Origin of the sequence: Agarivorans sp. TSD2052 (assembly GCF_023238625.1) — a bacterium.
Lineage (GTDB): Bacteria > Pseudomonadota > Gammaproteobacteria > Enterobacterales > Celerinatantimonadaceae > Agarivorans.
In genome coordinates, this window is the sequence record NZ_CP096670.1 from 793,377 (window position 1) to 814,145 (window position 20,769).

At 45.1% G+C, this 20,769-nt stretch carries 16 protein-coding genes; 13 read left to right on the forward strand and 3 right to left on the reverse strand.

Features of this window, described 5'->3' with window-relative positions; all coding sequences use genetic code 11:
- Positions 1-56 precede the first annotated feature (56 nt).
- Complete coding sequence (locus M0C34_RS03650) at positions 57-1,544, forward strand: CYTH and CHAD domain-containing protein (RefSeq protein ID WP_248714301.1); 1,488 nt, start codon at positions 57-59, stop codon at positions 1,542-1,544.
- The gene (locus tag M0C34_RS03655) at positions 1,544-2,308 is read left to right on the forward strand and encodes a YdcF family protein (protein ID WP_248714302.1); all 765 of its coding nucleotides are present in this window, start codon (positions 1,544-1,546) and stop codon (positions 2,306-2,308) included. The genes M0C34_RS03650 and M0C34_RS03655 overlap by 1 nt, the downstream gene beginning before the upstream one ends.
- Before the next feature lie 8 nt (positions 2,309-2,316).
- Here M0C34_RS03655 and M0C34_RS03660 read toward each other — a convergent pair whose 3' ends face one another.
- The gene (locus M0C34_RS03660; protein ID WP_248714303.1) at positions 2,317-3,063 is read right to left on the reverse strand and encodes a potassium channel family protein; all 747 of its coding nucleotides are present in this window, start codon (positions 3,061-3,063) and stop codon (positions 2,317-2,319) included.
- Between the two features lie 222 nt (positions 3,064-3,285).
- Between M0C34_RS03660 and glnE the strand changes: the two genes are divergently transcribed.
- Positions 3,286-6,150, forward strand: a complete 2,865-nt coding sequence (glnE, locus tag M0C34_RS03665; RefSeq protein ID WP_248714304.1) for a bifunctional [glutamate--ammonia ligase]-adenylyl-L-tyrosine phosphorylase/[glutamate--ammonia-ligase] adenylyltransferase — start codon at positions 3,286-3,288, stop codon at positions 6,148-6,150.
- Positions 6,151-6,191: 41 nt separating this feature from the next.
- Here the strand turns inward: glnE and lpxL are convergent, their stop codons facing one another.
- On the reverse strand, positions 6,192-7,118 hold the full coding sequence (gene lpxL / locus M0C34_RS03670; protein WP_248714305.1) for an LpxL/LpxP family Kdo(2)-lipid IV(A) lauroyl/palmitoleoyl acyltransferase: 927 nt from the start codon (positions 7,116-7,118) through the stop codon (positions 6,192-6,194).
- 118 nt (positions 7,119-7,236) lie between these two features.
- Here lpxL and hldE point away from each other — a divergent pair, with 118 nt between their 5' ends.
- Positions 7,237-8,670 (forward strand): bifunctional D-glycero-beta-D-manno-heptose-7-phosphate kinase/D-glycero-beta-D-manno-heptose 1-phosphate adenylyltransferase HldE, encoded by a 1,434-nt coding sequence (gene hldE / locus M0C34_RS03675; RefSeq protein WP_248714306.1) that lies wholly within the window; start codon positions 7,237-7,239, stop codon positions 8,668-8,670.
- A 59-nt stretch (positions 8,671-8,729) separates the two neighbouring features.
- On the opposite strand, the gene tolC is transcribed toward hldE, so the two are convergent.
- Positions 8,730-10,055: an outer membrane channel protein TolC gene (tolC, locus tag M0C34_RS03680; RefSeq protein WP_248714307.1), complete on the reverse strand. Its 1,326-nt coding sequence runs from the start codon at positions 10,053-10,055 to the stop codon at positions 8,730-8,732.
- Positions 10,056-10,312: 257 nt separating this feature from the next.
- Here tolC and nudF point away from each other — a divergent pair, with 257 nt between their 5' ends.
- The 9 genes from nudF to rraB all read left to right on the forward strand — a co-directional run bounded on the left by nudF (position 10,313) and on the right by rraB (position 20,691).
- The gene (gene nudF, locus M0C34_RS03685) at positions 10,313-10,963 is read left to right on the forward strand and encodes an ADP-ribose diphosphatase (RefSeq protein ID WP_248714308.1); all 651 of its coding nucleotides are present in this window, start codon (positions 10,313-10,315) and stop codon (positions 10,961-10,963) included.
- Entirely contained in the window at positions 10,953-11,393 is a 441-nt protein-coding gene (locus tag M0C34_RS03690; protein ID WP_248715589.1) for a DUF1249 domain-containing protein, read from the forward strand. Before nudF ends, M0C34_RS03690 begins: the two co-directional genes overlap by 11 nt.
- A 20-nt stretch (positions 11,394-11,413) precedes the next feature.
- The gene (cpdA, locus tag M0C34_RS03695) at positions 11,414-12,238 is read left to right on the forward strand and encodes a 3',5'-cyclic-AMP phosphodiesterase (RefSeq protein WP_248714309.1); all 825 of its coding nucleotides are present in this window, start codon (positions 11,414-11,416) and stop codon (positions 12,236-12,238) included.
- A complete protein-coding gene (locus M0C34_RS03700) occupies positions 12,239-12,823 on the forward strand; it encodes a YqiA/YcfP family alpha/beta fold hydrolase (RefSeq protein WP_248714310.1) in 585 nt (194 codons plus the stop codon).
- 11 nt (positions 12,824-12,834) lie between these two features.
- Positions 12,835-14,727, forward strand: a complete 1,893-nt coding sequence (parE, locus tag M0C34_RS03705) for a DNA topoisomerase IV subunit B (RefSeq protein WP_248714311.1) — start codon at positions 12,835-12,837, stop codon at positions 14,725-14,727.
- 20 nt (positions 14,728-14,747) lie between these two features.
- A complete protein-coding gene (locus M0C34_RS03710; RefSeq protein WP_248714312.1) occupies positions 14,748-17,150 on the forward strand; it encodes a putative bifunctional diguanylate cyclase/phosphodiesterase in 2,403 nt (800 codons plus the stop codon).
- A gap of 15 nt (positions 17,151-17,165) precedes the next feature.
- Positions 17,166-19,457, forward strand: coding sequence for a DNA topoisomerase IV subunit A (gene parC / locus M0C34_RS03715; RefSeq protein WP_248714313.1), 2,292 nt, complete (start codon positions 17,166-17,168; stop codon positions 19,455-19,457).
- Positions 19,458-19,531: 74 nt separating this feature from the next.
- Complete coding sequence (locus M0C34_RS03720) at positions 19,532-20,314, forward strand: 1-acylglycerol-3-phosphate O-acyltransferase (RefSeq protein WP_248714314.1); 783 nt, start codon at positions 19,532-19,534, stop codon at positions 20,312-20,314.
- Positions 20,314-20,691, forward strand: a complete 378-nt coding sequence (rraB, locus tag M0C34_RS03725; RefSeq protein WP_248714315.1) for a ribonuclease E inhibitor RraB — start codon at positions 20,314-20,316, stop codon at positions 20,689-20,691. The genes M0C34_RS03720 and rraB overlap by 1 nt, the downstream gene beginning before the upstream one ends.
- The last annotated feature ends 78 nt before the right edge of the window (positions 20,692-20,769 follow it).

The window sequence follows — 20,769 nt, forward strand, 5'->3', positions numbered from 1 at the left end:
TTGATTGAAAACTGAACAGGAGGGCTGGTCACTGTGTCAGCAAACATGGATAAACCATGAACAATGAAATTGAAATCAAGCTCTTAGCTAACCCTCAATGTGCGTCGGTTTTGCTAGAACGGCTTGCACAGTATAGTGTGCTACAGACAGAAATAAAAACCTTAACCAGTGTTTATTTTGATACACCTGACCATCAATTAATGCGCTGGGGCATGGGTTTACGTATTCGCAGTGGTGATGGCGATGATGTTCAAACCTTAAAAACCAACGGTGTGGTGGTTGGGGGCCTTCATCAGCGGCCTGAATATAACACGGTTGTTAAGTCTAACCAGCCGCAACTGTATTTGTTTGACCAGCTAGAATGGCCAGCCGACGCGAATCTTAATCAGCTAAATAATTTGCTTGCCCCCTTATTTACGACTACCTTTTCCCGTCAAACGTGGTTACTTGATCTCGATAACGACACTTTAATCGAGGTGGCCTTTGATCAAGGTTCGCTCACGGCCAATACCGATCAAGAAGCAATATGTGAAATAGAGTTAGAGTTAGTGAAAGGTGATGTTGCCCAGCTCTTTGAGTTAGCTAAAGACATTGCAACCATAGAAGGCCTGCGTTTAGCTAACATAAGCAAAGCAAAACGCGGTTATTTATTGGCGACTACGCATAGCGAAAGTGTCAAGCCACTGGTGGCGGTGCCTCTAAATGACGCAAACAACACTGCTGAATCGCTGACCCTGATCTTTTTAACCGCGCTGGAGCATTGGCAATATCATGAACAGCTTTTTGTTGAGCGCCCCAGCTTAGCCGCCTTAGAGCAGTTATCGCTAGCAGTACAAATGTTGTGTCAAGCGTGTAAGATGTTTAGTGAGTTAAACTTGGTAGAGTGCCCTTGGTTAGCCGAGCTGCGTTGGCTACGCCAGCAGTTCAGTTGGATTAATCAGGCCAATAGCTTATCTCGTTTAACGGCCGAGCGCGGGGCTCTAATAAAAAAACTCCCTCAGCAACGTTCCTTATTAAAATCTCTTCAGCAACAGCAGTTGGCCTTGCCGCAATCTGAGCAAGTAATTCAGCTGTTACATAGCACCCGCTACTGCAATTTAATGTTAAAAATCACCCGTTGGTTATATGAAAGCCAATGGCAAAAAAATCAGCAGCTGCAATCGCAGAATATTCGTCAGGTGGCAACAGAAGTATTAGATACCAGTTGGTCTAAGCTACGTAAGTCAGAGTTAGCCGCGCCTGAAGTCAATGCCGATACCTATATAAAGCAAGCCATTAAGCTTAGGCGTAACCTATTAGTAGGTATTTGTGTGGGTGAACTGTTTGAAGCCGACTCTCGGCAAGAGTTTAGATTGCCATGGGTTGATATACTGTCTGGTATTGATGAACTTAGTTTGTTCAAGCCCTTGCGCGATATATTGCCCAATTTAGACCAAGAGCAACAAAAGCCGATAGAAAAATGGATGCGTAGAAAAGAACAGTCTTTACTTGAGGCTATCGAGTTTTCTCGACAACAAGCTCTACAACAAGCGGTATATTGGTAGTGCTAAGCGCATTTGCTCTTAAAAAAATCCTGATTACTCTGATTATGCCTAGCACGGCTTTAGTCATATTGCTGTTATTGGGCTTGCTCTTTATGCTGGTCGGGCGGCGCTTTCTAGGGCGAAGCTTAATTGGCTTTTCCTTAGTCACTACCTTGTTGTTAAGTTTGTATCCGATTAGCGGTGCAATGCTGCATTACTGGGAAAGGCAGTATTCAGGCTTAACCCGCTTGCCCGCTGATAGCGACTTAATCGTGGTCTTAGGCTGCTTACACTATCAAGATGATAACCAACCGCTATCTAGTCAAATTTTGCCCTGTGGGGTGGTGAAGGTGGTTGAAGCTGTGCGCCTATGGCGACAAAACCCTTCGGTAAGTATATTACTCTCTGGCGGCGACATAGAAGGCAGTGGCGTACAACATGCCGATATGCTGGCCGCATTGGCGGAGTCTTTAGGCGTACCAAAATCCCAATTAATCCGCAGCTATCATAATCAGGATACCGCTACCGAAGTGACTCGGCTGGCTAATACTTATACTGATCAATCGATGGTGCTGGTGACCCAAGCTTCACATATGCCTAGAGCGATGTCTTGGTTTGCAAGGTATGATTTACAGGTTGTCGCCGCGCCGACTTACTATCAAGTTAGAAATTGGCAAAAGCCATTCACCTGGCGCTCCTTTGTTCCTCGTTTAAGTCACATCGCTAAAGCCGATACCGCTGTTTATGAGACTTTAGCAAATTTTTGGCTGCGGCTGAAAAGCTGAATCTACCCTTAATCTTTATCTCGCTGCTGCATTTTTTTGAGTTGCTTCTGGATCAAACTTAATTGCTCTCGCAGCATTTTTTGTTCGGCTTGGTGTTGTTGAATTAAGCGCTCTAGCCTCGTTTCTTTAGTGGCGTCATCACGAAGTAATAGCGCCGACATTAAGCCTGATATCGCGCCAAAAAAGCCAACGCCGGTGAAAATCATGATACTGGCGAGAATCCGCCCTGCATCGGTGACGGGCACAAAGTCGCCATAACCGACGGTGGAGACCGTGACTATCGCCCACCAAAGTGCTTCTCCTGAGTTTTGTATCTGTCCGCCTTCTCCCCCTTCGGCCAATAAAATCCCCACCGAACCCGCTAAAACGATTAAAAAGATAATCAGTAGAATCATCGCCAAGGTGGATTCAATTCTTCGGCTAAGTAATTTTTTAAACAGCTGCCGTTGCTTTGAGATAGCACTTATTAACTTGTAGGCGTGAATGAAACGCAGAAAGCGCAAAGGTTCAACCATAGGGATACTGGCTAATAAATCTATCCAATGATGCTGAAAATAACGTTTAGGGTTATTACTACGTAGCATTTTGCTAAAGAAATGGGCAATGAAAACACAGCAAATTAGGGTATCCAAGGTGACCAGTAAAGAACGTAATTCGGAGTCAGTGGGGTAGAAAAATAGGCAGCTGACAATACCAATAGCGATGATTGATAGCAGCATGATCGCCAAGTCGAAGGCATTTACGTTGGTTTTCATTTATTTGTCCTATCGCCAAGGTGTTCGAACCATCCAAACTATACCTTATTAAGGATCTCACATAAGCCGCTACTAAGTCACCCATATCAAATGATTTGAGTGACTTAGTAGCGACTTATGTTTGCTCATTTAAGTTTGCAATAAGCAGACATCGGACGCTTGTACTCGCCAAGCTTTCATGTTCAGATTAATTCATTCTTTGTCTTGTGGTCTTTTCAGGTTATGTCAAATAATTCACCCCTTCAACCCGAACTAGAAGCCTTGGCGCTTAAGTCTTGGGAGCGCCTTGTAGAGTTACAACCGAGCTTGCTAACTACGCTTAGTCAGCAACAACAGCGGCAAACCCAGGCAGTGTTTGCCATTAGTGACTTTATTGCTCGCAGTTGTATAAGCCAGCCCTCTATGCTGGTGGATATTTGGCAGAATAACTTGTTGGATGAGATTCTAAATGAAACTCAAATGCGTCAACAGCTTAGCCAAAACTTGGCGGAGCAAATAAATGATGACGGCGCTAAAAAAGTCTTACGTCAATTCCGCCGTTTACAGATGGTTCTGATCGCGTGGCGTGATTTGATGCTCGGGCAAGCGGCCAGTGACAGTTTTGTTCAAGTGTCGGCGGTGGCTGACAGTAGTGTTGATTGTGCAAACCAGTGGTTATATCAGCGCTGTTGTTCTGAATCTGGTACCCCCATGGACGCCGAGGGCAATGCCCAACCTTTGGTGGTGATAGGTATGGGCAAGTTAGGGGGGCGCGAGCTTAACTTCTCTTCTGATATAGACCTTATTTTTTGTTTCCCCGAAAACGGCGAGACCCAAGGCGGTCGCCGCAGTATTGCTAATCAGCAATTTTTTATTCGCATGGGACAGCGCTTAATTCAGTTGATTGATCAACCAACGGCAGATGGCTTTGTATTTAGGGTTGATATGCGCTTGCGACCGTTTGGTGACTCCGGCCCTTTGGCGGTGAGTTACGCTGCATTTGAAGACTACTATCAGCACCATGGCCGTGATTGGGAACGTTATGCCATGGTAAAAGCGCGGGTCATTAATCAAGATTTACGCTATGACCAAGATATACAAGCCATGCTAAAGCCTTACGTTTATCGGCGGTATATTGATTTCAGTGCGATACAAGCCTTGCGTTCGATGAAGGCGATGATCAATTCAGAGATCCGCCGCAAAGGCTTACGCGACAATATTAAACTGGGCTCGGGTGGGATCCGCGAAATTGAGTTTATTGCGCAAACTTTCCAGTTAATTCGAGGCGGTAGAGAGCCGGTGCTGCAAACTCGCTCGTTGTTAATGGCTTTGTCACAGTTAAGTGAACATGGCGAGTTAACGCTAGAGCAAACTAAGTTGTTGCGTGAACACTATCTTTACTTACGTCAGGTTGAAAACATTCTGCAGCAAATCGACGACCAACAAACCCAAACTTTACCCAGTTCGTCGATTGATCAGCAGCGTATTGCTTGGGTCATGGGCGCCGTCAGTTGGGATGATTTTTATCAGCAGCTACAAGTGCGTCTCGCTGAGGTTAACTTGTGTTTCCAAAGTGCGATTGGTGAAGAAGAGCAAAACGAGCAGCCAGCGGGTCAAGAATACGATGATTTGTGGCACTGTGGTGCCGATCGTGAGGCCTTGGCCAGCCTGATGGATAGACATGTATGTAGTGCTGAAGAGCAGCTGCGGCGTGTAGAAACTATGTATCACTTCATGCATGCGGTTGAGCATAGACACATTGGTCAGCGGGGCCGGCAAACCCTAGAAAGACTGATGCCAAGTTTGCTTCAGCAGTTGTTTGAACATCCCAAAACCAGTCTGGTGCTACCGCGCGTTATGGTATTGCTAGAGCGTATTTTGTCGCGCACCGCATACTTGGAGTTATTGGCCGAAAACCCAGCATCATTACAGCAGTTATTAAGGCTGTGTGCGGGTAGCGCTATGTTGGCTGAAAAGCTCGCCAGTTTCCCTATCTTATTAGATGAATTGCTCGACCCTAAATTGTTGTATAACCCCGCTAGTCCAGACAGTTATGCCCAACAGTTACGTGAATTTATGCTGCGCATACCCCCAGATGATATGGAACAACAGATGGAGGCATTACGTCAGTTTAAGCAAATTCAACAGTTAAGGATAACCGCGGCCGATATCGCGGGGGCCTTGCCATTGATGAAGGTGAGCGATCACTTAACCGCAGTGGCTGAAGTAATTGTCGATGCAGTTGTAGAGCAGGCGTGGTCACAAATGGTAGAGCGTCATGGTTACCCCGAGCACTTGAGTGAGCAGCAGCGCGGATTTGCGGTAGTAGGTTATGGCAAAATTGGCGGCATCGAAACGGGTTATAGTTCTGACTTAGATTTGGTGTTTTTACACAATAGCGACAGCAGTACTTATACCAATGGCGCTAAACAAATTGATAGTAAACAGTTTTATTTAAAGCTGGCACAGCGGATTATGCATTTGTTTAATACGCGCACCGCCTCTGGCGTGTTGTATGAATTGGATATGCGCTTACGCCCCTCTGGTGCGTCTGGCTTGTTGGTATCGGCTATCGAGGCATTTGAGCAGTACCAACTTAAAGAAGCGTGGACTTGGGAGCATCAAGCCCTAGTGCGGGCTAGAGTGATTTATGGTGACAAAGACTTGGCACAGCGTTTTGAGCAGGTACGCCATGGGATTTTGTCGATAGCCCGTCAACCTGCTGAGTTAGCCGCACAGGTAACCCAAATGCGCACTAAAATGCGTGACCATCTAAGCCGTGAAACTCACGAGGTGATTGATCTAAAACAGTCAGCGGGTGGCATGGTAGATATCGAGTTTATTGCTCAGTATTTGGTTTTGCTTAATACTCAGCAGTTTCCAGAATTGAGCCAGTGGACTGACAATGTTCGTATATTCGAGAGTTGTGCGCGGGTCGGGTTGCTTGATGAAGGTCAAGCTAAAGGTTTGTCTCAGTGTTATTTAGACATTCGCGATGAGTGTCATCGCTGTGGCTTGCAAGGCTTGCCTCGTTTGGCGAATAAACAAGATTTTGCTTTAGACTTGAGTGTAGTAGTGGCTACTTGGCAGCAACTAATCGTTCATTAAGCGTGTCGCTTAGGCGCTGAGTTTGCCTCAGCGCCTACTTGTTAATAGAGGCCTTTTTCACCGGCAGGGCGGGATTTAAAGCGCCGGTGGATCCACATGTATTGCTCGGGGGCTTTTAAAATGGCCTGTTCGATGATCTGGTTGATGGTGCGAGCGTCGGCTTCATCGTCTCCACAAGGGTAATTCTCCACCGCGGGTTCTATCATCAGGGTAAAGCCTGAGCCATCAGCATTACGCAGTGCATAGGTAGGGAGTATTTGCACGTTTTTTACCTTGGCGAGAGTGGCTGTGCCAGTAATTGTAGCGGCTTTGGGCTGGGCAAAAAATGGCACAAACACCGCTGCGTGTGTCCCATAGTCATGGTCTGGTGCATACCAAACTGCATTTTCGTTTCTTAGTGCTTTAATCATCCCGCGTACATCGGTACGGTCCACTAAGTATTTATTTGATCGGGTGCGCCCATGGTATTGAAAATACTCATACACTGAATTTTTGTTGGGGCGATAAATTCCCACGCCTGGGTCAATAGTGCCATAGGCTCTGGCGTGGCTCTCTAATGTCCAAAAGTGAGCACTTACTAATAAAATCCCACCGGGTTGTTTTCTGGCTTGTTCTAAATGCGCTAAACCTTCAATTGTAAAGTGTTTGGCAAAGCGCCATTGCGGCCAAAACCAAGCATTTGAAGTATCGAGTACCGAGTGTCCCAAATGTTGAAAACATTGGTCTACAATTTGTTGGCGCTGCGCGGTCGTTTTTTCCGGGAAACAAATTTCTAAATTTCTACGGGCGATATGCACCCGTGATTTTAACAAGCGTTTGGCTAAATGACCGATACCTATCGCTAAATAGTGTTGTACTCGGTAGGGCAATAAACTGATTGTGAACATAAACCCAATCAGCAGCCAAGCTCCCCAGTTTTTAGGGTGAAACGATGAGGCCGAGAGTTTAGGAGGAGATATTTTCGCCATATTTAACTTGTTGTTCCGAGTAATGATAAAAGTCTACCGCATTTTCAACAATTATGCCGCAGACCGAATATTTAACTATGATAAACTGCTATTAATTAATTTTCGATGAGAGTGAACAATGCGAATTACCCTCCCTGAGTTTTCCCAAGCTAAGGTGTTAGTTGTTGGTGACGTAATGTTAGACCGATACTGGCATGGACCCACTGGACGAATTTCTCCAGAGGCTCCTGTTCCAGTGGTTAAAGTAGAGCAAATTGAAGAACGCCCTGGTGGCGCGGCTAACGTAGCCTTAAATGCCGTTGCCTTAGGGGCTAGTTCTACACTGTTGGGTATGAGTGGTGAAGATGAAGCGGGTATTGCTTTAGAAAACCAATTGGCAACGGTTGGGGTTGCTTGCCAATTTACCAAGTTTGCTGATTACCCCACTATCACTAAGCTTCGGGTATTAAGCCGCCATCAGCAGCTGATTCGCTTAGACTTCGAAGAAAGCTTTCAAGATGTTGATAGTAAAGACTTAACAGCAAGTTTTGCTCAGCATATTAAACAGCATCAAGTGGTAATATTATCTGACTACAACAAAGGTGCGCTTAACCAAGTTGGTGATTTAATCGCATTGGCGCGCGAAGCGGGCGTACCAGTGTTGGTTGACCCAAAAGGTAGTGCTTTTGATAAATACCGCGGAGCCACTTTGCTTACGCCAAACTTCTCCGAGTTTGAAGCGGTGGTGGGCCACTGTAAAGATGATGACGAAATTATCTCTAAAGGCCTCGCGCTGATTGAACAGTTAGACCTTGAAGCCTTGCTAGTGACACGCAGTGAACACGGTATGACCTTAATACGTAAGGGCCAGCCCGAGTTACATTTGGCGGCACTTGCCCAAGAAGTTTACGACGTAACCGGAGCCGGTGACACGGTTATTTCTACGCTTGCAAGCTCGCTAGCCGCAGGCGCAAGCCTAGACGATGCGTGTGCTTTAGCTAATGCAGCGGCCGGTATTGTGGTGGGTAAACTGGGCACCTCTACCGTGTCTACTATTGAGTTGGCTAATGCGGTATATGGTCACCAAGAAACGGGCTTTGGGGTATTGAGCGAACAACAGCTTAAATATGCTTTAGAAGCCGCCAAGCGACGCGGTGAAACGGTGGTGTTAACTAACGGTTGTTTTGATATTTTACATGCAGGGCATGTATCTTATCTTAACCATGCAGGCACCTTAGGCGATCGCTTAATTGTTGCGGTTAACAGTGATGACTCGGTTAAGCGTCTTAAAGGCGAAGGCCGCCCTGTGAACAGTGTCGATAGGCGTATGGCAGTATTAGCCGGCTTAGGCGCAGTAGATTGGGTGGTTGATTTTAGTGAAGATACGCCGCAGCGTTTAATTGCTAATTTATTGCCTGACTTGTTGGTAAAAGGCGGTGATTATAAACCTGAAGACATCGCCGGTGGTGCAGAGGTTATTGCCAACGGTGGTGAAGTGCGGGTGCTTAACTTTGAAGATGGTTGTTCGACCTCTGAAATTATTAGGTCTATTCGTCAAAACCAGATTGACTAACTCATACTATTTGCAATAAAAAAGGCGCCAAAAGGCGCCTTTTTACTATCTGATATTTACTATTGGGCTGGCATTAAACCAGAATTCACCAATGCCACATCTTCTTCAGTTAAGGTGCCTGCGGCTTGTTTAAGCGCTAGCATGTTAAGAATGTAATCGTAACGCGCATTGGATAAATCACTTTTAGCGGAGTACAAGTTACGGGTAGCATCTTGTACATCAACGATAGTACGAGTTCCCACTTCAAAACCTGCTTCAGTGGCTTCTAATGCACTTTGCGATGAAACGACGGTTTGTTCAAACGCTTTTACTGAGCCAATGCTAGCACTCACGTTGTTTACCACTGAGTTAACGGTACTTTGTACCGAGCGATAAGTTTGCTCTAGCGCTTCAGAAGAGGCGATGTAGCTAAATTGAGCTTGTCTTACTTGCGAGTCAATGCTGCCGCCCAAGTAGATAGGCCAGTTGAACTCAAGGCCAATATTACCGGCGTTAGAAGCGCCGCCTTGAAGTGAATCATAGGCGCTATTGCCGTATTTATTGTTGTCATAACCAATACCGGCTGTTAAATCTAAAGTTGGTAGATGGCCAGATTGTGCCAACTCAATTTGCTCTTGCGAGATTTCTTTAGATATACGTTGGGCATTTAATTCTAGGTTACGGTCGGTAGCGGTCGCTAACCAGAAGTCTGAGCCATCAGTCAGTTCGGCTGGCTCAAAACGCTCGGTATTTAATACGTTTAGTTGGCGGTGCTCTATACCCGTTAACTCACGTAGGTCTTCATAACTGTTAGACAAGTCGTTACGCGCTTGAATTTCTTGGGCCAAGGTTCGGTCATATTCAGCCTGAGCTTCGTGCACATCTGTAATGGCGGTTAAGCCTACATTAAAGCGTTGTTTGGTTTGTTCTAACTGTCGGCCAACCGCGGTTTTGTTGGCTTCAACAAACGATACGTTATCAATGGCTCGTAGTACATTAAAGTAAGCATTACTGACGCGAATAATCAGGCTTTGAACATCGTTGCCGTACAAAGCATCAATGCGAGTAGCATTTTTTTCAGAAATGCTTAAGCTGGTCCAATTGGTCTTTGAATAAATTGATTGGCTAAGTCCTACCGACGCATTGGTATTAGTAATGCTGTCAATAGAGCTGTTGTCGGTAGCAGTATATTCAGCGCCTGCAGCGAAGCCAATTTGTGGCAGTAGCGATGCTCTGGTTTCGGTGATCTGTTCAAAGGCAATGTCGCGCTGGGCTTTACTTTGCAAAATAACAGGATCTTTTTCTTGGGCTAATTGATAAATTTGCAACAAATCATCGGCTTGAGCTTGAAGGGCGATTGAACCCATACCGCAAGCCAGTATTAACGATTTTATTTTAAGCTTCATTACGCCTTTCCTTTGAACGCTAGTTTTAACTGCGAGATTATATATGAAGTGAGTTAAGTTAGTTGCGAGAGTCTTAATTCTCTAGTCTAGTGTTTAATCTCACTATTATTCATTGATGCTAGTCTATAACAGCTTTAATTGTAGAGTAAGAGCAAGATAACAAAGAAAAACTACTAATCTAAGTTAATTCGGTGTTTGATTTATCGCTCATGACAAAATTATACACTAAGCAGCAAAAAAACGGAGATCCAGTTTGTATGTCGACAATGCATGAAAACAGCCAATTTTCTCATCAAGACCTAGAAATTAAAGAGGTAGAAGACGTATATCAAGGTTTCTTTAAGCTTCAACGTTATACTCTGCGCCACCGCTTATACCAAGGCGGTTGGAGTAACTGGATCCAACGAGAAATGATGGACCGCGGGCATGCGGCGGGCATTTTGTTATTTGACCCCAAATTAGACCAAGTGGTATTAGTTGAGCAGTTCAGAATTGGCGCAGTAGAAACGGGCAGTAGCCCGTGGTTACTCGAAATTGTGGCGGGGATGCTAGATAGTAATCAGGCGCCGTTGGACGTTGCAGTGCGTGAAGCCCAAGAAGAAGCCGGTTTAAGCGTAAAGCGGGTGATACCCTGTAATAGTTTTTTGCCAGGCGCGGGTGGCTTGAGCGAGCGGATTCATTTATTTATTGGTGAAGTTGATGCAAGCTCAGCGGGTGGTGTGCATGGCCTAGATAATGAAAATGAAGATATTTTAGTCAAAGTACTTAGTAGAGAGCAGGCTTTTCAAGCAGTGCAAGCTGGTATTATAGACAATGCAGCAGCGGTAATTACCATTCAGTGGTTACAGCTTAATTTGCAGAAAGTGTTACTGCAATGGCAGAATAGTGGCCGCGGTGATGAACGCTAAGGGTGTTTCGTCAAAATATCGAGTTAATCTTGATGAGCTGATGCAATTGTATGCGGCTAATTACACCTTTATGATGCGGTTATTTCCGCCTGCTTTAGAGTTGGGCCAGTGTTTACGCCTTACGCCACAAGTGGGGGATGACTACTTACTTGAATGTAAAGAGCGAACGCGTTATACCTCTTTGTATGAGATCACTCAGGCGAGTGAAATACCGCGTAATTATTTGCAGCCGCAATTGCTGGTGCGCTTATACCACGACGCGAGGTTGGCGGAAGTGTGTGCTAGTCAGCAGATTTATAAGCTGAAACCAAGGTATGATTACCCAAATAAAAAGATGCATCATCGAGATGAAAAGCATCAAACAAATCAGTTTCTTAACGACTGGTTAGCATTTTGTTTTAAACAGCGGATTAAAGTTGAGTTTGAATAGTCGAACTCCAAGAAAACATTGTGGCATTTACTAAATTAAATATAACTACAGCCGACGACGGCAACGTGCATTTACTGCAAGTCACTGACACTCACCTGTTTGCAAATCAGAAAACCGGTTTGTTAGGGGTGAACACTTATGACAGCTTTAGTGCGGTGACCCAAAATATTCAAGACGACAATATCGCTTTTGATTACATTTTGGCGACGGGTGATTTGTCTCAAGATCATACCAAAGCTTCCTATCAACGTTTTGCTGAAAAAATTGCAGAGCTAGACCGCCCTTGTTTCTGGTTACCGGGCAACCATGATTTGCAGCACAATATGCGCACCCTTGAGCAACATGGGGTGATGGCTGCCAAACAATTGATTAGCGAGCATTGGCAAATCATCATGCTGGACACTCAGGTGGAAGGTGAGCCTCACGGTACGATGAGTCAACGGCAACTTGATGATCTGGAACACGCCTTAGCTGAGTATCCGGATAAACATGTGTTGATAGCCATGCATCATCAGGCCATACCGGTTGGTAGTAAGTGGTTAGATCAGCACAATTTAAAAAATGCCGATGAGTTTTTCGCGGTTATTGCTAATTACCCAAATGTTCGCGGGGTGATATTCGGCCATGTTCATCAAAACTACGAATTTCAGTTTGATGGCGTCGCGTTTATTGCAACGCCGAGTACCTGTATTCAGTTTTTACCGTTATCGGCTAACTTCGCCTTGGACCATCAGCAACCCGGGTGGCGTTTTTTACAACTGACCCCTGAAGGGCGTATTGCTACTCGTTTGCGTCGCTTATCAGAGCAAAGTTTTCTTCCTGATCCAAAATCCAAGGGTTATTGAGTGGAGCAAGCATCAGTATTATTGTATTTGCACGGATTTAATAGTTCACCGAACTCGGCTAAAGCACAAGCAATGGCCAGCTACCTCAAGACACATCAACCGCACATTCAATTTGTATGTCCTCAACTGGCTTGTTATCCAATGGCTGCTTGGCAACAAATTGAACAGCTGCTTGAGCTACACAAAACAGCTAATTTAGGGGTGGTGGGCAGTTCATTAGGTGGTTTCTTAGCCACCCGAGTCGCCCAATTAACTCAGGCTCCAGCTGTACTGGTTAATCCAGCGGTTAAGCCTTATAACTTGCTTAAAGATTTTTTGGGCGAACAAACCAATCCTTATACTCAACAAGTTTACCGTTTAGAACAACAGCATATTGAGCACTTGAAACAGTTAGAAGTCTCAAACTTAAGCTGCCAACAACGGCTTTGGGTGCTGTTGCAAACCGCAGACGAAGTGCTGGACTTTAACTTGGCGGTCACAGAGTATAAAGGCGCGACATTCACTATCGAAGAGGGCGGCGACCATAGTTTTCAAGGCTTTGAAAACCACTGCGCGGCGATTCTTGACTTTTTGGCACTTAGGTAACGATTTCTATCATGGCTGATCAATATAATTCAGACTCTATTGAGGTATTAAGCGGCTTAGACCCGGTAAAACGTAGACCGGGTATGTATACCGATACCACTCGCCCAAACCATTTAGCCCAAGAAGTTATCGATAACAGTGTCGATGAAGCTTTGGCCGGACATGCGCGCTCTATTAGCGTGACCTTGTTTGCTGACCAATCAATCGAGGTGATTGATGATGGTCGAGGTATGCCTACAGATATTCACCCGGAAGAGAAGGTGAGTGGCGTAGAGCTTATTTTTACGCGTTTACACGCTGGCGGAAAGTTTACCAATGATAATTACCAGTTTTCTGGTGGTTTACATGGCGTGGGTATCTCGGTGGTTAATGCCTTGTCTTCTCGGGTGGAAGTACAAGTAAAACGAGATAGCCAAGTTTTTGAAATGGCTTTTGAAAGTGGTGACAAAGTAGAAGAACTGCATGTCACGGGTACTGTGGGTAAGCGCAACACGGGCACTCGCGTAAGATTTTGGCCTATTGGTAGCTATTTTGATAGCCCTAAGTTTTCGGTTTCGCGCTTACGCCATTTGCTGCGGGCCAAAGCGGTGCTTTGTCCTGGCCTTACCATTAAGTTTATTGACAAGGTCAATAACGAAACAGAAGAATGGTATTACGAAGACGGCTTAAAAGACTATCTAAGCCAATCATTTAAAGATTTTATTAGTCTACCTGAAGACCCGTTTACTGGGGCGTTTTCCAGTAAAGATGAAGCGGTAGATTGGGCAGTAAGTTGGTTGCCAGAGGGTGGTGATAGCATCACCGAAAGTTATGTTAATTTAATCCCTACTGCGCAAGGCGGTACTCACGTTAATGGATTACGCCAAGGCTTATTGGATGCCATGCGCGAATTCTGTGAGTTTCGAAATTTACTACCCCGTGGCTTAAAGCTGACTCCCGATGATATTTGGGATCGCTGTTGTTACGTGTTGTCAGTAAAAATGCAAGATCCCCAATTTGCGGGGCAAACTAAAGAGCGCTTATCTTCGCGGCAATCAGCGGCGTTTGTATCGGGAATTGTCAAAGACGCCTTTAGTTTGTGGCTTAATACCAATACTGATCAAGCTGAGCTGTTGGCTGAAGTGTTCATTAACAATGCCCAGCGACGGATGCGCTCAAGCAAGAAAATTGCCCGTAAAAAAGTCACCTCAGGACCGGCACTGCCGGGTAAGCTCACCGACTGTACTAGCCAAGACCCGCTAAAAGGTGAACTGTTTTTAGTTGAAGGGGACTCTGCGGGGGGGAGTGCTAAGCAGGCGCGAGATCGCGAGATTCAAGCGGTTATGCCCTTGCGCGGTAAAATTCTTAATACTTGGGAAGTTGATGCCAGTGAAGTATTAGCCTCACAAGAGGTTCATGATATCTCGGTAGCCATAGGCATTGACCCCGATAGTAGTGACTTAAGCGGTTTACGTTACGGTAAAATTTGTATTTTGGCAGATGCTGACTCCGATGGTTTACACATTGCTACCTTGTTGTGTGCACTGTTTATGATGCACTTTAGAACCTTGGTTGAGCAAGGCCACATTTATGTAGCCATGCCACCTTTATACCGAATAGATGTAGGTAAAGAGGTTTTTTATGCATTGGATGAAGACGAAAAACAAGGCATTCTCGATCGTATTGAAGCAGAGAAAAAGCGCGGCAAAGTGAACGTACAACGCTTTAAAGGTTTGGGTGAAATGAACCCTCTACAGCTTCGCGAAACAACAATGGATCCCAATACTCGACGTTTAGTGCAACTCACCGTGGACGATCAACAAGGTACACTTAGTTTGATGGACATGTTGTTAGCCAAAAAGCGCTCAGGCGATCGTAAGGAATGGTTAGAAGCTAAAGGGAATATGGCATCTGACTTAGTTTAAGCACAGGGAACATTAATAACATGCGCGATTTACGACTGGGTTTAGCTACCAAGGCATTATTACTGCTGTGTGGTGTATTGCTAATCACCTTAGTAGGGTTGATTAGTTTTAATCACGATAACTTGAAAACTTTTTTTCGAGTGGGTCGCGCTCAAATCATCGAAAATCAGCAATATCAGTTACATAATTATTATCGTGAGGTATTTGCTCGCCTTCAAAATATAAATGACAGCCAAAGTTATCGCTTCGATTATTATCAGCCGCAGCAACTCCCCACGATTTTTGACTCGTTTTGGCAAGACTTGCGCAGCAACTCTGAGTTACCAGTGCGCAGCCTGAGCATTATCGACCCCCAAGATGGCTTAAAGTTTGAATATGGCTATCTGGTGCATAGCGAAAAAGCCTTAGAGTGGATGCTCAATCCGCCAGACCCAGCGGGCCCAAATTGGATTTTAGATTGTCCTTTAAGCTGCCGAATCATTATTGCAACTGAGTTTGATAACGTCGTAGGTAATGAAGACTATCGTGCGTTTTATAGCTTAGATTCGTTACGTTTATTAGAGTTATTTCCATCCAGCCAAGGCAGCCACCATTTTTTGGTTGAGCTACATCAAGATAGTTCGTTAACGCTATTGTATGCCGAGTCTGATTATCGAAACGCCATAGAAGACATTATTCAAGGTTTGACTAGCCAAGATATTGTAGACGGCATCGAACAGTTCAACACCGAGATGGGACTGACCGAATTGCATGCCTTTGAGGTCAATAGTACCAGTAAGCAAAACCCTGTTTATTACGCCATTGTTAACGATGTAAGTACTCAGCTAGAGCAGCTGAAAAATGCTGATTATAATAATTTCCTGTTTGGTATTAGCGCGTGGATTTTTGCCGGCGCTATTGTGATATTTGCGCTTAGCCCCTCGCTACGCAGAGTGCGCCGCACGATTGATAACCTACCTTTGCTGGCACGTTCATCTCATAATTTGTTTAGGCGTAATTTAGAAGGCACCAGCAAGCGACTATTGCAAGATGAGTCTGATGAACTTAACCACGCACTAATCAGATTATCTTATCAATTAGAAGCACTAGAGCAGCAGCTAAAAAGCCGCGCAGAAGAGTTAGAATGGGTGGCAAATTATGACAATTTGACCGATCTACCTAATCGCCGAAAATTTGAACGCGTGATCAACCAAATGGTACATGAGCAGCGCTCTGGTTGTTTGTTGATGGTCGATTTAGATAACTTTAAGTACGTCAATGACATCAGTGGTCATGGCGCTGGTGATGAAATGCTACGCCAAGTCTCTAGCAGTTTAGAGCGACTACTACCTAGCGATACCATTTTGGCGCGTATCAGTGGTGATGAGTTTGCCGTGTATCTTGAAGGCACCAGTTTAGCCTACGCAGAGGTGGTAGCTCAGCGTATTATTAGTATGTTGGCTCAAGTCAGTGTACCAGGGCATGAAATTATCCATACCGCCTCAGCCTGTGTGGGGATTGTGGCTTTCCCTGAGCATGGTAATAGTTGCGAAGACTTAATGGCGAAAGCTGATATATGTAACAACCAAGCTAAAGAACGGGGCAAAAATTGTGTTGTCAGTTTTCAAAGTGAAGACGCCGATACTGAGTTAGTTAAACAACACTACTGGTTAGATCTAGCACAAAACGCCATTGAGCGAGATCGCTTAGAGTTGTTCTATCAGCCCATCATGAACAATAAGCTGAATAAAGTTGAACACTATGAAGTGTTACTGCGTGTTCGTGATGACAATAATCAACTGCATTCGCCTTATCAATTGATCTTGGCGGCAGAGAAAAACGGCCAAATCGACAAAATTGATTTGTGGGTAGTGCAACAGGCCTTACAGCAAATGGAAACCAACTTAAGAAATGGTTACCAAGACAAGCTAGCGATTAACTTGTCGGCCCGTTCGTTCTGCAGTGAGAAAGTCATTGCCCGCATTGCGCGTGAGTTTGTCAGCAGAAATATTGCCGGTGATATGATTATTTTTGAGATTACTGAAACCGCTGCGTTACCAAATATGAAACAAGCTGAAGAACATATAAGAAGGCTTAAAGCGTTGGGTTGTGCGATCGCACTTGATGACTTTGGCGTAGGTTATTCTTCGTTCCACTCTTTAAAACAGCTGCCTTTTGATTTTCTAAAAATTGATGGCTCGTTTGTTAGAGAAATTCTTAACCAGCCAGAAGACAAAGTGTTTATTCAAGCTTTGGTGGGAATAGCCAACAAGTTGGGCCATAAAACGGTGGCTGAATTTGTAGAGTCTGAGGCTCTAAACGAAGAACTAATCAGCTTGGGAGTGGATTACTCACAAGGCTATTACATTGGAAAACCAGCTAGCGCACGCTATTTCTGGCAATTTGACAAAGCATCTGCAGTGCTAGCTTTGCAAGGTACATAAAAAGGGTTATAGAGCATGACTGATGCTAATGATCTCAGTTTAGAAGGCGTAGAACGCCTCTCAATGAGTCAATTTACAGAGCAGGCGTATTTAAATTACTCCATGTACGTGATCATGGATAGGGCTTTGCCACATATTGGTGACGGCCTCAAGCCAGTACAGCGACGCATTATCTATGCGATGTCTGAATTAGGCTTATCGGCTAACGCTAAGTATAAGAAATCAGCACGTACCGTGGGTGACGTATTGGGTAAGTACCACCCCCATGGCGATTCGGCCTGTTATGAAGCCATGGTGTTAATGGCTCAGCCGTTCTCTTATCGTCATCCTTTGGTGGATGGACAAGGCAACTGGGGGGCGCCCGATGATCCTAAATCGTTTGCGGCTATGCGTTATACCGAAGCGAAGCTCTCTAAATTTTCGGAAGTGTTACTCAGTGAGCTAGGTCAGGGGACTTGTGATTGGACGCCGAACTTTGATGGCACCATGAACGAACCCAAGGTATTACCGGCACGTTTACCACACATTTTATTAAATGGTGTGACCGGCATCGCGGTGGGTATGGCGACTGATATTCCACCACATAACGTCAAAGAAGTAGCCAGTGCTTGTGTGCATCTATTAGATAACCCCAAAGCGCAGCTGGATGATTTGTTACAGCATGTGCAAGGGCCTGATTACCCCACTGAAGCAGAGATAATTACCCCTGCTAAAGATATTCGTAAAATCTATGAAAGCGGTCGTGGCTCAATAAAAATGCGTGCGGTATTTCATACCGAAGATGGCGAAGTCGTGATTACCGCCTTGCCGCACCAAGTGTCTGGCTCTAAAGTACTCGAGCAAGTTGCGGCGCAGATGCAAGCTAAAAAGTTGCCTATGGTGGTGGATTTACGTGATGAATCTGATCATGAAAACCCAACCCGCATTGTCGTCGTGCCTCGTTCTAACCGAGTGGATATTGATCAGTTAATGAACCACTTGTTTGCCTCTACTGATCTTGAACGAAACTACCGAGTAAATATCAACATGCTGGGGCTAGATAATCGCCCGCAAGTGAAAGGTTTAGTTCAGATATTGGGCGAGTGGCTGCGTTTTCGTCGTGATGTGGTACGTCGCCGCTTGCAATATCGTTTGGATAAAGTACTGGCGCGTTTACATATTTTGGATGGCTTATTAATTGCGTTCCTCAATATTGACGAAGTGATTGATATCATTCGCACCGAAGATGATCCTAAAGCGGCCTTAATGGAACGTTTTGGTTTATCGAATAAACAAGCTGAAGCGATCCTTGAAATTAAATTGCGCCAATTGGCCAAATTAGAAGAAATCAAGATCCGTGGTGAGCAAGCCGAGTTAGCTGAAGAGCGCGACAAGCTAGAAAAGCTGCTAGGCAGCGAACGTCGTATGAGCACCTTGCTTAAGAAAGAACTATTAGCCGACGCTGAAACTTATGGCAATGCGCGTCGTTCACCCTTAATGGTTCGTGCAGAAGCCAAAGCCTTAAGCGAAAAAGAGCTAATGCCAAATGAAGCCTTAACCGTGGTGCTATCAGAGAAAGGCTGGGCGCGTGCCGCTAAAGGCCATGAAGTGGATGCGCATGGGCTAAGTTATAAAGCCGGTGATACCTTCCTCGCTAGCGCTATTGGGCGCAGCAACCAGCAAGCGGCGTTTCTTGATACAGCCGGGCGAAGTTATGCTTTAGATTCGCATACACTTCCGTCTGCGCGTAGCCAAGGTGAGCCCTTAACGGGAAGATTTAATTTAGCCCCTGGGGAGTTGTTCTGTAATGTCGTAATGGCTAATGATGAGCAACGCTATTTGGTGGCTTCAGACGCGGGTTATGGGTTTATCGGTAAGTTTGTCGATATGCTCAGTAAAAATAAAAACGGTAAAGCCTTTTTGAACCTACCCGCTGGGAGCAAAGTGATTGCACCCATTGAAGTGCATAACTACGAAAAAGATAGTTGCTTGGCTATTTCTAACGAAGGCCGCATGCTGGTATTTCCGTTAACTAGCTTGCCTGAGTTAGCTAAAGGCAAGGGGAATAAACTGATTAGTATCCCTTCTGCTAGGGTTAAAAACCGCGAAGAGTTTGTGACCTTGCTAAGTGTCGTACCCGATGATGCTTCGGTGACGCTATTTGCAGGCAAACGTAAGTTAACCTTAAAACCGAGTGATTTAGACCACTATCGAGGAGAGCGTGGCCGCCGAGGTAACAAGCTGCCGCGTGGCCTGCAACGGGTTGACGCCATTGAGGTTGAAACAACCGCAATAGATACCGAAGAGCTTAATCAAGATGATGCTTAGCTTAAGTTTTTCAGCTTACACTTGTTCACCGAAAAATCAGCAAGTATACTGCTGGCTGTTTTAATGGGGGTGCTATGTTAGCTGTTATTCGAATTATATTTATTGCCGTAGTGATGTTAACGGCATTTCCGTTTGTGATCTTGTATTGCTTAACTCGACCACGACATCCAGATTTGGTCCATCAGATTGGTGTATTGATCGCCAAGTGTGGGCGTTTCGTTGGGATTAAGGTAGAGGTGCGATTTGTTACTCAAGACTTGCCTGAGAAAGGCGTGTGGGTAGCTAACCACCAAAATAGTTACGATATGTTTACCCTACCATTTGCGCTGCGTAAAGGGGTGGTATCCATCGGTAAAAAGAGTTTGGCGAAGATCCCGTTTTTTGGTCAAATTTACTGGATTACCGGTAATATTTTGATCGACCGAGATCGCCGTAGTAAAGCTGCGGATACGATTAAGCAAGCCGCTGAGGCCATTGATAAACGCCACTTGTCGGTATGGATGTTCCCAGAAGGTACACGAAGCTATGGGCGTGGTTTGCAAGCGTTTAAAACCGGTGCGTTTCATTTAGCGATGCAAGCTAAAGTGCCCATGCTGCCTATTTGCTGTTCGTCTACTCACGGCCAAGTAAAACTTAACCGTTGGAATAACGGCAAAGTGATTGTAGAAGTAGGCCGCCCAATTGACGTGAGCGATTGGAAGAGTAATTTACGTGCTGAAATCGCTAGCTTGCATCAGCAAATGGAACAGCGTATTTATGAACTCACCATGGAAGCACGCGGTGAAGCCGCCGACTATGCAGAGATTCATCAACGTAATATCACCGACACTAGCAAAGCGATGGCAGGAGAGAATTAATGAGTACCAAACAACTTATTGCTGATTGGCAAACTGAAACCGATTTAATTATTCAAGAATTGTTGGCTGACGGCAGTGATCCTGATGCTGAATACACCATTGAGCACCACATCGCCTGTAAAGACTTTAAGATCCTTGAGAAAGCGGCAGTAGACGTATTTAAAGCTGGCTATGAAGTCAGTGACGCCGAAGAAGCAGAGTGGGAAGATGGCGATAAGGTATGGTGTTTCGATGTGATTGTTGAAGCGCCCTTAGACGCTGCTGGAATTAAGCAAGATATTGAAAGCCTCGCCAACATCGCCGAAAAGAATAAGGTGACTTATGATGGCTGGGGTACCTACTTTGAGTCGGATGAAGACGAAGAGCAGGAAGACTAGTAGTTGATGATTTGTCAAAAAGCGACGCTATAGCGTCGTTTTTTTTTGCTACACTGATTAGTACTAGACATGATGACT